The sequence below is a fragment of the Sanguibacter massiliensis genome, from assembly GCF_900240335.1.
GTDB lineage: Bacteria > Actinomycetota > Actinomycetes > Actinomycetales > Cellulomonadaceae > Flavimobilis > Flavimobilis massiliensis.
Genome location: NZ_LT964979.1, coordinates 1,785,940 through 1,800,386 on the forward strand (window position 1 = coordinate 1,785,940; position 14,447 = coordinate 1,800,386).

The 14,447-nt window shown below is 72.3% G+C and carries 14 protein-coding genes; 6 read left to right on the forward strand and 8 right to left on the reverse strand.

Annotation, left to right across the window (positions count from 1 at the left end):
* Positions 1 to 78: 78 nt before the first annotated feature.
* Positions 79 to 912 (forward strand): alpha/beta fold hydrolase, encoded by an 834-nt coding sequence (locus C1729_RS08340; RefSeq protein WP_165375459.1) that lies wholly within the window; start codon positions 79 to 81, stop codon positions 910 to 912.
* Positions 913 to 999: 87 nt separating this feature from the next.
* On the opposite strand, the gene C1729_RS08345 is transcribed toward C1729_RS08340, so the two are convergent.
* From C1729_RS08345 to C1729_RS08355, 3 genes are all read right to left on the reverse strand, one after another.
* On the reverse strand, positions 1,000 to 3,567 hold the full coding sequence (locus C1729_RS08345) for an ATP-dependent Clp protease ATP-binding subunit (RefSeq protein ID WP_102510597.1): 2,568 nt from the start codon (positions 3,565 to 3,567) through the stop codon (positions 1,000 to 1,002).
* Positions 3,568 to 3,740: 173 nt separating this feature from the next.
* Entirely contained in the window at positions 3,741 to 4,508 is a 768-nt protein-coding gene (locus C1729_RS08350; protein WP_102509535.1) for an ABC transporter permease, read from the reverse strand.
* Complete coding sequence (locus C1729_RS08355) at positions 4,505 to 5,467, reverse strand: ABC transporter ATP-binding protein (RefSeq protein WP_102509536.1); 963 nt, start codon at positions 5,465 to 5,467, stop codon at positions 4,505 to 4,507. The genes C1729_RS08350 and C1729_RS08355 overlap by 4 nt, the downstream gene beginning before the upstream one ends.
* A 109-nt stretch (positions 5,468 to 5,576) precedes the next feature.
* On the opposite strand from C1729_RS08355, the gene C1729_RS08360 reads away from it, so the two are divergent.
* Positions 5,577 to 6,359 (forward strand): TetR/AcrR family transcriptional regulator, encoded by a 783-nt coding sequence (locus C1729_RS08360; protein WP_102509537.1) that lies wholly within the window; start codon positions 5,577 to 5,579, stop codon positions 6,357 to 6,359.
* A 375-nt stretch (positions 6,360 to 6,734) separates the two neighbouring features.
* Complete coding sequence (locus tag C1729_RS14610; RefSeq protein WP_165375460.1) at positions 6,735 to 7,094, forward strand: hypothetical protein; 360 nt, start codon at positions 6,735 to 6,737, stop codon at positions 7,092 to 7,094.
* A 504-nt stretch (positions 7,095 to 7,598) separates the two neighbouring features.
* Here the strand turns inward: C1729_RS14610 and C1729_RS08370 are convergent.
* Positions 7,599 to 8,759: a hypothetical protein gene (locus C1729_RS08370; protein WP_129590706.1), complete on the reverse strand. Its 1,161-nt coding sequence runs from the start codon at positions 8,757 to 8,759 to the stop codon at positions 7,599 to 7,601.
* A 195-nt stretch (positions 8,760 to 8,954) separates the two neighbouring features.
* Here C1729_RS08370 and C1729_RS08375 point away from each other — a divergent pair, with 195 nt between their 5' ends.
* Genes C1729_RS08375 through dtd form a run of 3 tightly spaced genes read left to right on the forward strand, consistent with a single transcriptional unit; the run spans position 8,955 to position 10,506 of the window.
* A complete protein-coding gene (locus tag C1729_RS08375; RefSeq protein ID WP_102509539.1) occupies positions 8,955 to 9,725 on the forward strand; it encodes an ABC transporter ATP-binding protein in 771 nt (256 codons plus the stop codon).
* 24 nt (positions 9,726 to 9,749) lie between these two features.
* Complete coding sequence (locus C1729_RS08380; RefSeq protein ID WP_102509540.1) at positions 9,750 to 10,073, forward strand: DUF2516 family protein; 324 nt, start codon at positions 9,750 to 9,752, stop codon at positions 10,071 to 10,073.
* Between the two features lies 1 nt (position 10,074).
* Entirely contained in the window at positions 10,075 to 10,506 is a 432-nt protein-coding gene (dtd, locus tag C1729_RS08385) for a D-aminoacyl-tRNA deacylase (RefSeq protein ID WP_102509541.1), read from the forward strand.
* A gap of 6 nt (positions 10,507 to 10,512) precedes the next feature.
* Here dtd and C1729_RS08390 read toward each other — a convergent pair whose 3' ends face one another.
* From C1729_RS08390 to C1729_RS08405, 4 genes are all read right to left on the reverse strand, one after another.
* Positions 10,513 to 11,604, reverse strand: coding sequence for an FUSC family protein (locus C1729_RS08390; RefSeq protein ID WP_102509542.1), 1,092 nt, complete (start codon positions 11,602 to 11,604; stop codon positions 10,513 to 10,515).
* Positions 11,604 to 12,746, reverse strand: a complete 1,143-nt coding sequence (gene ygfZ, locus C1729_RS08395) for a CAF17-like 4Fe-4S cluster assembly/insertion protein YgfZ (protein WP_102509543.1) — start codon at positions 12,744 to 12,746, stop codon at positions 11,604 to 11,606. The genes C1729_RS08390 and ygfZ overlap by 1 nt, the downstream gene beginning before the upstream one ends.
* 4 nt (positions 12,747 to 12,750) lie before the next feature.
* Positions 12,751 to 13,281, reverse strand: coding sequence for a heme-binding beta-barrel domain-containing protein (locus C1729_RS08400; RefSeq protein WP_102509544.1), 531 nt, complete (start codon positions 13,279 to 13,281; stop codon positions 12,751 to 12,753).
* A 259-nt stretch (positions 13,282 to 13,540) separates the two neighbouring features.
* The gene (locus C1729_RS08405; RefSeq protein ID WP_102509545.1) at positions 13,541 to 14,275 is read right to left on the reverse strand and encodes a hypothetical protein; all 735 of its coding nucleotides are present in this window, start codon (positions 14,273 to 14,275) and stop codon (positions 13,541 to 13,543) included.
* Positions 14,276 to 14,447: the final 172 nt, after the last annotated feature.

A 14,447-nucleotide genomic window follows, 5' to 3' on the forward strand; every position in this document is an offset into this window, starting at 1 on the left:
GCCGCCACCGACGAGCGCCGCGAGCCGATAGGCTGGGCGGGGCCCGAGGACAGGGCCCCCGGACATCCAGAGGCACAGGTGGCAGCACTCAACTACGGCGTCGTCGAGGCCGGCTCGGGGCACCTCGGGCACGTGACCTGGGCTGCCTACGGGCCTCCGACGTCACCGCTCACGCCCGTCGTCCTCCTCCACGGCCTCGCCGATTCCTCCGCGTGCTGGCCCAGCGTCGTCGAGCACCTCGCCACCGACAGACTGGCGATCGTCACCGATCTCCGCGGCCACGGCGAGTCGCCCCTCCCTGAGGCGCTCTTCACCATCAAGGCCGCGGCAGACGACCTCGCGGTCGTCGTCCGGCAGGTCGCGCAGCGTCCCGCGCTCGTCGTCGGGCACTCCCTCGGCGGGCTCGTCGCGCAGGACCTTGCCGTCCGCGCCCCCGCTCTCCTGCGCGGTCTCGTCCTCGAGGATCCCGCGTGGGACATCGGCCGCGACCGCGACGCCGAGGTCGGCGCGTGGGTCCGCACGCTGCGCCGGAGCTCGTACGCGCAGCTCGTCCGCCAGTGCCTCACCGAGAACCCTGACTGGCCGGCCGACGAGGTCGCGCCCTGGGCCGAGTCGAAGCTCCAGGTCGACCCGCGCGTCGTCGACCTCGCGCAGGGCTGGGGCGACGGCGACCGCGTCGGCGAGCTCGCGCGCCTCGCACCTCAGGACGAGTTCAGCACGACGGTCGTGCTCGGCACGCCCGAGCACGGCTCGGTCGTCCCGGCCGAGATGGCCGAGCGCGCCGAGCTGACGATCGAGGGCAAGGGCGAGGTGCTCGTCGTCGAGGGCGCGGGCCACTGCGTGCGTCGCGACCGTCGGGCGCAGTTCCTCGCGATCCTCGACGAGGCACTCGAGGCGGCCGACGCGCGCTGACAGCCCGCGCACGTCGCCCCGCGACATACGGCTGCGGCCTCCCACCCCGAGGGGTGGGAGGCCGCAGCCGTGCGTGCGTGGTGGACGTCAGGCGCCGGCCTGGCGCAGACCGCCGTCACCGCCGCCGGGCGCCGACGGGATCGTCGTCGCGCGCGACGTCAGCGGCTCGATGGGTTCAGCGCCCTCGAGCTCGGGGAGCGCGCCACGGTCCGTGCCCGTGAACGTGAACTCGCCGAGCGGCCCCTCGCCCTGCGCGTCGACGACGATCGTCTGACCCGCGTGGACGTCACCGAAGAGGATCTTCTCGGAGAGCACGTCCTCGATGTCGCGCTGGATCGCGCGACGCAGCGGACGCGCGCCGAGCACCGGGTCGTAGCCGCGCTCCGCGAGGAGCGCCTTGGCCGCGTCGGTGAGCTCGATCGACATGTCCTTGGCGCGCAGGCGCTTGTCGAGACGCGCGACCATGAGGTCGACGATCTTGACGATCTCGTCCTGCGAGAGCTGCGGGAACACGACGATGTCGTCGACGCGGTTGAGGAACTCGGGGCGGAAGTGCTGCTTGAGCTCGTCGTTGACCTTGCCCTTCATGCGCTCGTAGTCGGTTGAGAGCGCACCGGTCGCGGAGAAGCCCGTGAGGACGCCCTTGGCGATGTCACGCGTGCCGAGATTCGTCGTCATGATGATGATCGTGTTCTTGAAGTCGACCATCCGACCCTGGGAGTCGGTGAGGCGGCCGTCCTCGAGGATCTGCAGCAGCGAGTTGAAGATGTCGGCGTGCGCCTTCTCGACCTCGTCGAAGAGGACGACGGAGAACGGACGACGACGGACCTTCTCGGTGAGCTGGCCGCCCTCGTCGTAGCCGACGTAGCCGGGGGGCGAGCCGAAGAGGCGCGAGACGGTGTGCTTCTCGCTGAACTCCGACATGTCGAGCTGGATGAGCGCGTCCTCGTCGCCGAAGAGGAACTCGGCGAGCGCCTTGGCGAGCTCGGTCTTGCCGACGCCCGTGGGGCCGGCGAAGATGAACGACCCGCCGGGACGCTTGGGGTCCTTGAGGCCGGCGCGCGTGCGGCGGATGGCCTGGGAGATCGCCTTGATGGCGATGTCCTGGCCGACGACGCGCTTGTGGAGCTCGTCCTCCATGTTGAGGAGGCGCGCGGACTCGGTCTCGGTGAGCTTGAAGACCGGGATGCCGGTCGACTGCGCGAGCACCTCGGCGATGAGGTCTTCGTCCACCTCTGCCACGGTGTCGAGGTCGCCGGACTTCCACTGCTTCTCGCGCTCGGCGCGACGGGCCTGGAGCTGCTTCTCGGTGTCGCGCAGCGCGGCGGCCTTCTCGAAGTCCTGCTCGTCGATCGCGGACTCCTTGTCCCGACGGGCCTGGGCGATCTCCTCGTCGAGCTCACGGAGCTCCGGCGGCGCGGTCATGCGGCGGATGCGCAGGCGTGCGCCGGCCTCGTCGACGAGGTCGATGGCCTTGTCGGGGAGGAAGCGGTCGTTGACGTAGCGGTCCGCGAGGGTCGCGGCGGCAACGAGCGCGCCGTCCGTGATGGACACGCGGTGGTGCGCCTCGTAGCGGTCGCGCAGACCCTTGAGGATCTCGATCGCGTGCTCGAGGTTGGGCTCGGCGACCTGGATCGGCTGGAAGCGGCGCTCGAGCGCGGCGTCCTTCTCGATGTGCTTGCGGTACTCGTCGAGCGTCGTCGCACCGATCGTCTGGAGCTCGCCGCGGGCGAGCATCGGCTTGAGGATCGAGGCGGCGTCGATAGCGCCCTCGGCGGCACCGGCACCGACGAGCGTGTGGATCTCGTCGATGAAGAGGATGATGTCGCCGCGCGTGCGGATCTCCTTGAGGACCTTCTTGAGGCGCTCCTCGAAGTCACCGCGGTAGCGCGATCCGGCGACGAGCGCGCCGAGGTCGAGCGTGTAAAGCTGCTTGTCCTTGAGGGTCTCGGGGACGTCACCACGGACGATGTCCTGCGAGAGGCCCTCGACGACGGCGGTCTTGCCGACGCCGGGCTCACCGATGAGGACGGGGTTGTTCTTGGTGCGGCGCGACAGGACCTGCATGACGCGCTCAATCTCCTTCGAGCGGCCGATGACGGGGTCGAGCTTGCCTTCGCGGGCCGCCTGCGTGAGGTTGCGGCCGAACTGGTCGAGCACGGCCGAGCCGGCGGGCGTGGCCTCGGCGGGGGCGCCGGAGGCGACGGGCTCCTTGCCCTGGTAGCCGGAGAGCAGCTGGATGACCTGCTGGCGCACTCGGTTGAGGTCCGCGCCGAGCTTCGTGAGGACCTGGGCGGCGACGCCCTCACCCTCGCGGATGAGGCCGAGGAGGATGTGCTCGGTGCCGATGTAGTTGTGGCCGAGCTGGAGGGCCTCGCGCAGCGAGAGCTCGAGGACCTTCTTGGCGCGCGGCGTGAACGGGATGTGCCCGCTGGGCGCCTGCTGGCCCTCGCCGATGATCTCGGTGACCTGAGAGCGCACCGCATCGAGCGAGATGTTGAGGGACTCGAGCGCCTTCGCGGCGACGCCCTCGCCCTCGTGGATGAGGCCGAGCAGGATGTGCTCGGTCCCGATGTAGTTGTGGTTGAGCATCCGCGCCTCTTCCTGGGCGAGGACGACCACCCGGCGGGCCCGGTCGGTAAATCTCTCGAACATCAGCTGCTCCTCACGAGCGGCGTACACCCGCGCCGGGTTCGGCGCGCAGGTCTGACCGCATCGACTCTAACCAGCCGAGGGGGCGGTGGATGCCCGTGTTCGCCACAGGCGTGACCGGCTCCGGCCCCGGGGCAGGTGTGCACCTGCCCCGGGGCCGGGGATCGCTGCTGCGCTCAGGCGCGTCGCCGCAGCGCGAGCGCCGCGAGCGCGATCGACGCGACGCACCACGCGCCGAGGACGACGACGCTGCGCCCCGGCATGTCGAACGTCGTGCGCGCGAGCCCTGCGCGCACGGCCTGCGCCATGGGCTCGACGGGGAGCCAGTCGTGCGCGGTCGCGAGCCAGCCGGGCATGCGGTCGCGCGGGAAGGAGATGGGTGAGAAGAGGAGCACGAAGAACACGAGGACCTGCGACAGGAGCATGGCGATCGGCGGGGCGAGCGTGAGGGCGATCGCGTAGCCGACGGCGGCGGACGTCATCGAGACGACGACGACGGCGAGCGGCAACCACCACGCGAGGTCAAGCGTGACGTCGAAGCGGACGGCGCCTGCGAGGACTCCCATGACGACGCCGGGCAGGGCGAGCACGGTCCACAGGGCGAGGTCGGCGACGAGGAACAGGGAGCGTGGCACGGGCAGCGACCGCATCCAGTCGTGCGAGCCTTCGGTGCGGGCGGTCGCGACGGACTGCGGTGTCATGACGAGACCGACGACGACGAGCGTGATGGTGGGTGCGCCCGTCGCGAGGTAGAGCGCTGCGGCGGGGTCGGGGTCGCCGACGAGCAGGCCGTATCCGGCGACGGTCGCGACGGCCATGAGCACCTGGACGACGACGAGCAGCGGCAGGTACATGGCCTGGCGGCCGAGCTGCCAGCGGACGAGGAGCGCGATGGTCTGCGCGTGGTGGCGCAGGTCGCTGGGGACCGGTGCGGCGACGCTCATGCTGCGACCTCCTCGGTGGTGGTGGGGGCGTCGCCCACGAGGGCGACGTAGACGTCCTCGAGGGACGCGGGGGTGAGCGCGTAGCGCTCGAGGGTGCGGTCGCGGGTCGCGGCATGGGCCCAGTCGACGACGGCGGTCGCGTCGTCGGCGTCGAGCGTCGCGGTGAGCCGGCCGGGTGCGTGGGTGACGTCGCGCAGCGCGGGGTGCGGGGCGAGGTCGTCGCGGCCGAGGTCGGCCTCGAGGGTGAGGGTGCTGCGGAGGTGGGCGGTGAGCTCGGCGGGGGTTCCGGCGGCGACGACGCGTCCGTGGTCGAGGACGACGAGGTCGTCGACGACGCGTTCGGCCTCGCGGACGTTGTGGGTGACGAGGAGGACGCCTGCGCCGGCGTCGGCGAGGCGGCGGATCTCTGCCCAGAGGAGGCGGCGGCGGACGGGGTCGACGTCGTTGGTGGGTTCGTCGAGGATGACGAGCGGTGCGGGGGTGACGACGGTCATGGCGAACGCGGTGAGGCGGGCGACGCCGCCGGAGAGCTTCTCGGACCTGGTGTCCGCCCACTCGCCGAGGTCGAGGGCGTCGACGAGGCGGGCGGCTGCGGCGGCGACGTCGTCGGGGCGTCCGCCGCGGAGGCGTCCGACGATCTCGATGGCGGTGCGTGGGGTGAGGCCGGTGAGGGGGACGGCGGACTGCGGCTGGGCGGCGGCGAGGGCTCGGGCGGACGCGGGGTGGGTGATGGCGTCGACGGCGCCGGGGCCGTCTCCGAGCGTGAGGCTGCCGGCGTCGGGGCGGACGAGGCCGAGGACCTGGTTGACGAGGGTGGTCTTGCCCGCGCCGTTGTGGCCAAGGAGGCCGACGACACGGCCGGCGGCGACGTCGAGGTCGATGCCGTCGTTGGCCGTGACGCCGTGGCGTCCGCGGTAGGTCTTGCGGAGACCGCGGACGGTGAGGACGGGGGTCGTCATGGGAACCTCTCTAGGTCGTACCGGTCGGTATGTGAATGGAACGTAGTAAGATACCGCTCGTTCGTCAAGAGCGCTGTACCGATCGGTATATCCGTCCTACGATCGAGGCATGAGCGAGAACCAGACCCCCCGGAACGACGACCTCAGCGCCGCGACCCGCGCGCTCAAGGACGCGACCGCCGCGCTCACCCGACTCCTCAAGGAGGAGGTCGCAGCCGTCGCGCCGCAGGCCAAGCAGGCCATCAACGTCGCCCTCCGCGAGACCGCCCAGGGCCTCAACGAGGCCACGCAGGCGTTCGCCCGCGAGACCGCCGCCTCCGAGAGCCGCCGCGCCCGCGCCACCGTCACCCGCACCGCACTCCTCGACGCCGCCGCCCGGCTCGTCGCCGAGCGCGGCTACGAAGGCGCGTCGGTCGGCGACATCGCCGAGGCCGCCGGCTACACCAAGGGCGCGCTCTACTCCCAGTTCGGATCGAAGAACGGCCTCTTCGTCGCCCTCGCCCGCCGCTGGTTCGACGAACCCTCCGACGGCGCGCGCCTCGATGGCGTCCCCGCGAGCGCCGACGCCATCGCCCGCTGGTGCGAGGCCGCTCAGCAGGACCCCCAGCTGCTCCTCCCTCTCGAGTTCGCCGCGTTCGCGCTGCGCCACCCCGAGTCCCGCACCGAGCTCGCCGACGTCCTCACCGGCGCGCTCGACCGCGTCGCGACCCAGCTCGCGGCCTACCGCACCGACGACGACACCACCGACCCCACCGAGCTCGATCGCGACCGCGCGCTCGCCGTGACGTCCGTCTACCTCACCGCCAACCTCCTCGGCGCGGCGACGGGCTCCCCGCACGCGGGACCGGCCGCCGTCGCGCGCGTCGTCGGGCAGATCCTCGGGGACGTCTGAGACCGACGTTATCCACAGCACTAAAATTCATGGGACGAACCGGCGGATCATCTGGGACAATGAGGTACGTGCACACCTCGAATCCCACCCCCCCCGCCACCCGCCTNCCCCCCCCCGCCGCCGCCGCCCCGCCCGCCCCCCCCCCCCCCCACCCCGCCCCGCCGCCCCACCCCTGCTCCCCCCCCCCCTCCCCCCCGACCCCGGCCCCCGCCGCCCCCCCGGCCCCCCCCGCCGAGCCCCCCGCCCCCCCCCCCAGCCCCCCCCCCCCCGAGGCCGCCCCCGGCCGCGGTCGGTGCCACCCTCACGGACGCCCAGGCCACGAGCCTCAAGGCCGCCGAGGGTGACTACGCCTACCCGCTGCCCGACGGCAGCAAGGTGCGCGTCAACGCGCGCCAGGCCCTCCCCGCCGCCGTCGCGGCCGACATCGACCGTCGCACGACCGAGGCCATCATCGTCCCGACCGAGGAAGCGCCCGACGGCGCCTACGACGCCGCGGTCGCCCTCGCGACCTCGGTCAGCTGGGACACCGGCAAGTACGTCGCCGTCGTCTTCGAAGACTGGGGCGACGCCTGCGGCACCCTCGAGACCCCCGAGGTCGTCTGGACGTCGAACGTCGACCTCGGCGACGGTTGCTCCTCCGTCAAGACGCGCGCCGAGGCCCGCGACCGCGTCAACGCCTACGTCGAGAAGGCCGTCAGCGGTCACGACACGTGGATCATCCTCGGCGGCGAGTGACCCTCTAGGGCCGCCTCATGGCGCCCGCACCCCCCGACGCCCCGTCCCGCCGCACCGGCGGGGCGGGGCGTCGTTCTCCGCCCGCCGCGAGTCCCCCTGGGGCGACACCCGCCGCATCGACGGCCCGGCTCGCCCCTTCGGCAGGACTTCGAACGACAACGCCTCGACAGCGTCCGGTGATCAGCGCGCTCGCGACAGCAGGACCCCGCGTCGGGTCGATCACAACCGCAGCGTCTGCCACAACCAGAACGCCAGAGCCATCAAGAACACGTCGTCCCCACGCTCGCGGGGCGGGCGATCCTGAGCTCGGCGGGGCGGACCGTGGGGTGCCAGCCCTCTCCGCGCGCGCAGAGATGTTCCCGCGCCCTGTGAACACCCCCGCGGCACCGTTCACCGGCCTCTCCAAGTCCCGCCAGCGCGCCGCATCACGGCACCCGGCCGTCCGCCATAGCGAAGCGGCCTCCACCCCCATGCCGGAGGTGGAGGCCGTTGCGGTAAGGGCGGTCAGCGTCGCACTGTGACCTTGATGCTGCCGGACGTTGCGGCCTTCTTGCTGCTGGTGGCCTTGACGAAGGTGCGGTAGGTGGTGGTCGTGGTCGCCTTGACCTTGAGCTTCCAGGTGCCGGACTTGCTCGCGGTGACGGTTTTCACCGTCTTCCACTTCTTGCCGACCTTCTTCTGGACGGTGACCTTGGCCTTGGCGTAGCCCTTGTACTTGGATCCGGACTTCACGTAGGCCTTGCCGGAGAGCGTCGTCGTCGCGCCCTTCTTCACCGTCGAGGGCGATGCCTTCGGGGTGGACAGCTTCGTGGCGGCGGGCGTCGTCACACGAATGATCGGGGAGGGCGACGTCTTCGCGCCCAGGTAGATCGAGCTGCCCGGGTAGACGACGCGGTAGGACGCGGAGCGGCTCGGCTTGAGACGCACGTTCCAGGCACCGGTGGACGCGGTCTTGACAGTTGCGACCTGGCGCCACTTTGCGGCTGGGTTCGTCGGGCTGCTCGTGGTCTCCTCGACGTGGAGCGGAGCGCCACCGAGGACAGACGCGCTCCGGAGGCCGTAGGCGTCGTCGTACTTGAGGATGCCGGACATCGTGACGATCCCGCCCTTGGTGACGGACGTCCGCGACGTCTTGACGTCGGTGAAGAACGCCTGGGCGACGTACTTCAGCGGGACCTGGACGCGGATGTTGGCGTCGTAGCTCGCGGCGGGGTGGCCCTCGACGCGGCGTGTGGCCCAGACGTCCACGGTGACGGTGCAGCTGCCGGGGTCGGTGTCCTTGAAGAGGACGTCGGTCCAGTTGGCGCCGCCGTTACCCTCACCCGACGATTGCCGGGCGGCGAGGACGCACCCCGGGTCACCCGCGGAGGACGCGGTGGCGGTCCACTCGACCTCGGCGGTCCTCGGGGAGCCGTATGCCGAGTAGTAGCGGTATGCGGCCGGCACCGCGATGGAGACCGAGATGACGCTCGGGAAGAGGTCCTCGCGGGTCGAACCTGTCAGCTGGTCGTAGGTGGACACGGTGACGGTCGTCCCGTTGGACGATGCGGACTTGACCGAGGTGGCCGTCTCGCCTGCGGCGGTCGCGGCGGGCGCCGTGGCGGCGAGCCCGGCGGCACCGAGCGCGACCGTGATCACGGCAGCGGAAAGTGAACGAAGCTTCATGTCATCCCCTGGCTTTCGTCTGGTGCGGCTCAACCTCGCCCCTTGCTCGGTTCAAACCCGCAGGGGGATCCTCACATCCATCCGATGGCACCGCAACCGGAACAGTGTGCTGCATCTCACCGGACGGAACCCGTGGTCCTCCCCACCCGTTACCGTGGGACAGGCCTTGCCGGCACCAGCAACGAACGGACCCCCATGCCCTCCGCACCTGCCCTCGTCGTCACCGATCTCTTCGCGGGCTACGAGCGCTCGTTCGTCCTCGAGGGCGTGAGCCTCACGGTGACTCCCGGCGACGCACCCCTGGGCATCGTCGGTGAGTCGGGTGCCGGCAAGACGACCCTCCTGCGCGCGATGCAGGGTGTCGTCAAGCCCGACCGCGGTTCGGTGACGTGGAACGGCCGCGCCGTCCACCGGGTGGGTCGCGACAAGAAGCTCTTCGCGTCGTCGGTGCGTCGGGTGCTCCAGGGGGACCTCACGGAACCGGAGCGTGCGCGCACGGTGACGAAGCTCGTCGAAGAGGGCCTCAAGGACGCGCGCAAGGCGGGCCGGACGGTCAACCGGTCGGTCGAGGAGCTGCTCGACGTCGTCGCGCTCCCCCGTCACGTCGCGCAGCGTCAGGGGTACACGCTCTCGGGCGGTGAGCGTCAGCGTGTCATCCTCGCGCGGGCGATCGCGGGCCGGCCGGACATCCTCCTGCTCGACGAACCCCTCACGGCGCTCGACCCGGCGATGCGCGGCGACATCGCGGCGAACATCGCGGAGATCACACAGGACCTTGGCACGGCCGTCGTCCTCGTGTCGCACGACCTCGAGCTCGTGTCCCGCATGACGGAGGAGGCGATCTTCCTCGCAGGTGGCAAGATCGTGGCGCGCGGCCCGGTGTTCGCGACACTCGCGTCGGGTGAGCACCCCGAGCTGCGTGACCTCGCGGCCGCTGCACCGCTCGCCGTGCAGCGCATCCCCTAACACTTCGGAACGAACGGCTCTCCGGTGATCTACGAACTTCAGCGCCTCATCATCCTCGTCCTCGCGCTCGGCGCGTTCGCGGTCGAGGTGTTCGCGCTCGTCGAGGCGATCCGCACGCCCGCGCACGCATTCTCGAGCGCGGGCAAGCTCTCGCGTCAGGCGTGGCTCGCGATCGTCGGGGTCGCGACGGCCATCGGGTTCCTCACGCTGCCGTTCCCGGGCGCCCTCAGCCCGTTCAACTTTCTCGCGATCGTCGCGGCGGTCGCCGCGATCGTCTTCGTTGTCGACGTGCGGCCTGCGGTCGCGCCGTACCGCCGCCGCCCCCCGCGCTCGCCGCAGGGGTGGTGACGTGAGGGTCGTCGTCCAGCGCGCGTCGCGCTGCTCCGTGACGGTCGACGGCGAGGTCCTCGCGGCGTTCGACGGGCCGAGCCTCGTTGCCCTCGTTGGTGTCACGCACACGGACACGCCTGCGCAGGCGAAGGCCGTCGCCACGAAGGTGGCAGGCCTGCGGATCCTCGACGGTGAGCGCTCGGTCCTCGACGACGACGCGCCCGTGCTCGTCATCAGCCAGTTCACCCTCTACGGCGATGTCCGCAAGGGGCGTCGACCGTCGTGGACGGCGGCCGCGCCGGGCGCGGTCGCGGAGCCGCTCGTCGACGCGCTCGTCGCGGAGCTCCGCGCGCTCGGCGTCACCGTCGGCACGGGTCGCTTCGGAGCGGACATGCAGGTCGCGCTCGTCAACGACGGCCCGGTAACGATCGTCTACGACGCTGACGCGTAGCGGACGCTAGAGCTCCGGCAGCGCCGCGCGCGCGGCCTCAGGCGTCTCGCCCGACGCTTCGAGGAGGTCGACGAGCGGTGAGCGCATGAGCATGACGAGGGACTGCACCTGCCAGCCCGCGTCACCGAGCGACCCGGGGTCGGCGAGCGACGCGGCGTCGCGCAGCGCCCCGCGGGCCGGGGTCGGGTCCGAGCCTGCGCCGATGACGGCCGCGAGCACCTGCGTCGCGCGCGCGGACCGTCCGAGGAGCTCGCCGACGCTGTCGACGTCGGCGTCGGGCGGGATCGAGATCGCGCGTCGCGCGAGGACGCGCACGGAGCGCACGGCGCGGTCGAGCATCTCCGCCTGCCGGACGAGCAGCCGGAAGTCGTCCCGGAAGCGGCGCGACGCCGCGTCGAGCCGCGTGTTCTGCAGGCCAGCCTGCGCGGACGCGGCCCAGTCCTCGAGGAGGCCCTGCGTGCCGCGCCCGCGGTCGAGGGCGGTGCGCACGCGGTCGATGTCGTGGGTGCGCAGCCCGGCGGCGAGCTCGCGCAGCATCTCGGCGAGCGCCGTCGTCGCCTCGGCGCCGAGGGCGCGGGCGTGCCGTCGCGGGTCGCCGGGGGTGAGTGTCGCGACGAGCAGGGCGGTGACGCCGCCGACGAGCGCGTCGGTCCAGCGGCCGACGGGTCCTGCCTGGATCTGCGGCATGCCGATGATGACGATCGACTGGACGCCGGCCTGCATCGTGAGCATCTGCCCGCGGTCGAGGAACTGTGCGAGGAGCGACGCTGCGAGGAGCGTGAGGCCGATCTGCCACCAGCCCGAGCCGATGCCGTGCGCGACGAGGTCGCCGAAGCCGACCCCGAGGGCGACGCCGACGCCGAGCTCGGCGACGCGACGCAGCTCACGGTCCGCGGAGAACCCGAGGCAAATCCACGCGGAGATGGGCGCGAAGAACGGCATCTCGTGGCCGAGGACGAAGAACGCGAACGCGTAGGCGGCGCTTGAGGCGACAGCCGCCTGGAGGACGGGCACGAACGCTCGTCGCACGCGCGAGCGTCCCTGGAGGACGCGCAGCTGCAGCGCCCGGCGGCGGACGGTCCGGGCCGGGCTGTCCATCACTCGCGCCGCTGACGCGGCGCGAGTCCCCGCGCGACGGGTGCGCGCGGTGCGGGACGGTCCGGGGTGACGCCCTCGGCCGCGACGACGACCTCCTGGCCGGCTGCGACCGTGCCGCCCTCGGCGGCGACGACGAGGTCCGCGGCAGGGTCGACGTTCCGCTTGAGGGTGACGAGGGCGATGGGGCCGAGCTCGTGGTGCATCGCGACGGACGTCGCACGCCCGACAACCTTCTCGCCGACGCTCACCTCGGCGCCCGGCTCGGGCAGGAGGTTCTCGGAGCCGTCGAGGTGCGCGAACGCGAGACGCCGCGGCGGGCGTCCGAGGTTGTGGACGCGCGCGACCGTCTCCTGACCGCGGTAGCAGCCCTTGGCGAGGTGGACGGCGGTGCGCAGCCAGTCGAGCTCGTGCGGGATCGTGCGGTCGTCGACGTCGAGGTCGACGCGCGGGCGCAGCGCGGCGACGCGCGCCGCCTCGGTCGCCCACGTGCCGACGAGCGTCCAGCCCGCGTCTTCGCGCGCCCGCACCTCGTCGAGGAGCGTCGCGCGCGGCACGATGACGAGCCGCCACGCACGGTCGGCGCCCGGGTGGGTGTCGTCGGCCGGCCCGTAGCGGGTCGCGCCGGGCGCGACCGTCGGCCACGGGTCGACCCACGTGACGGGCTCCCCTTCCTGGCCCTCGGCGCGCACGTTCTCGCCGATCGCCGCCCAGTCGTCGGTGACGTCGGCGACCTCGACGCGCATCATGAAGCGCATCCGGTCGAGCCACGCGGCGAGCGGTGCCGCGTGGTCGCCGTCGGTGAGCAGCCACGTCGTCGTGCCGTCGTCGACGACGCCCGCGGCGTGCTCGACGTGACCCTGCGGGTCGAGGACGAGCAGCTCGGTCGACGTGCGGGGCGCAAGCCCCGTGAGGTGCTGCGACGTGAGCGAGTGGAGCCACGTGAGCCGGTCGGGGCCCGTGACGGTGACGACGCCCGTGTGCGAGAGGTCCGCGAACGCGCTGCGCCGCTCGAGCGCGCGCTGCTCGCCGAAGGGGTCGCCGTAGTGCCAGGCGACGCCCTCGTCGGGTGCGAGCGCGGGCACCGCGCCGCGGCGCCCGAGCACTGGGCTCCGGCGGACCTGCACGACGTCGTCGCCCGTCATCGCGTCACTCCGTGACGCGGTCGAGCTCGGCCGACGCGTAGTTCTGCAGCGGCTTGCCGAACGCGGCGAGCTCCCACGCCCACAGGAGGCTACCTTCGACGAGCCCGTACATGCGCTTGGACGCCGTGATGTCCGCGCCCGTGCCGGTGCGCGCGATGAAGTCGGAGCCGAGGTCGACGCGGCCGTTGCCGATGACACCGAGGTAGACGCTCACGCGTCCCGCCGGGTCGGCGAGGAGGACCTCGAGCGACGTCTGGCCCTCGCCGATGCCTTCGAAGGGCTCGGGGGCCACGCGCCAGTAGCCCGTCTCGGTCGACCAGACGGTCGGCTCGGACTCGTCGTCGTCCGCGGGCAGGCGGATCGTCGACTCGTAGCGGAGGTACGGGCCGCCGTCGTGGTCGAACGTCACGTCCTGGACGAACGCGGTCTCCGGGATGTCCGGGTACTTGATGACGCCCGCGCCGCTCCAGCGGCCGACGAGCCAGGCGAGCGGGTAGGCCTCGGGGGCGAGTCCGTCAGGGAAGGCGAAGGCCACGGTGAATCTCCGGTGCAGATCGATGAGGTGGGGTTGGGCGGGGCGCCGGCTGCGTCGCCGGCGCCCGGCTCAGCGCTGTCCCTTGTAGAGCCGGAAGACGACGAAGCCCGCGAACCACGTGATGGTCACGGTCGCGGCGACCAGCAGGCCGATGAACACACCCTCAAGCAGCTCGATATTCATGCCCTGATCCTAGCCGCCGGCGCAAGGCGCCGCCGGGCTCGTTCACGGGCCGCGGCCGCCGCGGCACCGGGGACAACTACAGGGCGCCGAGGAGGTCGCCGACGACGTACGCGACGACGCCAAGCACGAGGACCGGCACGACGGCGCTCGCGACGCCGCCCCAACGGGACGTCGACGCAGGCAGCTTCTCGAGGAGCACGTGGAGGGATGCAGCCAGCACGCCCGCGAACGCACCGATGACGACGCCCTCGCCGAGGGCCGTCACCGGAACGAGCGCAGCGATTCCGGTCCCCACGGCCGCACCTGCGGCGACCGCGACCCCGACGCTCGACCAGCCCTTCCAGGGAACGAGCACCGCGGCGACGCTCGCGGCCGCGAGCGCGCCCGCGCTCACGACGACGAGGTCCGGTCCGCCGTCATGCTCGACGACGGCGGTCCAGCCCGCGCCGCACACCGCGACGACGAGGCCGGCGACCGTCCCCGTGAGGGACTCGACGAGCCGCGGGCGCCCGTCACGGCGCAGCATCTCGACGAGGAACGCGAGGACGAGCCCGCACGCGACGACGAACGGCAGGGTGCCGAGCGTGCCGCCGTCGAGGACGACCGCGGCGACGCCACCGAGGCCCACGAGCGCGAGGACCGTCGTCGAGCCGGCGCCCGAGGGGAGGTCGAGGAGGCGCGGCCAGCCGATCGCGAGCACGACGACGAGGAGGGCGACCGCGCCAGAGACGCCTGTCGCACCGAGGAACGCCGCAGCTGCAAGAAGGGCGGCAGCCACGGCCGTCACGACGGCGCGGGTCGATCTGCTCACTGCACGTCCTGGGAGGGTCTCGACGTGGGGCGCCGGTCGGCGCCTCACGGCTCCGCCGACCTTCGGGCGACGACGCGAGCCTCGTCGATCTTCCCAGAGAACGGTTGAGCACGACGAATCGGCTGCGCCGACCTGTAATCTCAGGCTCGGACCCGCAGGAACACAGGCAGGA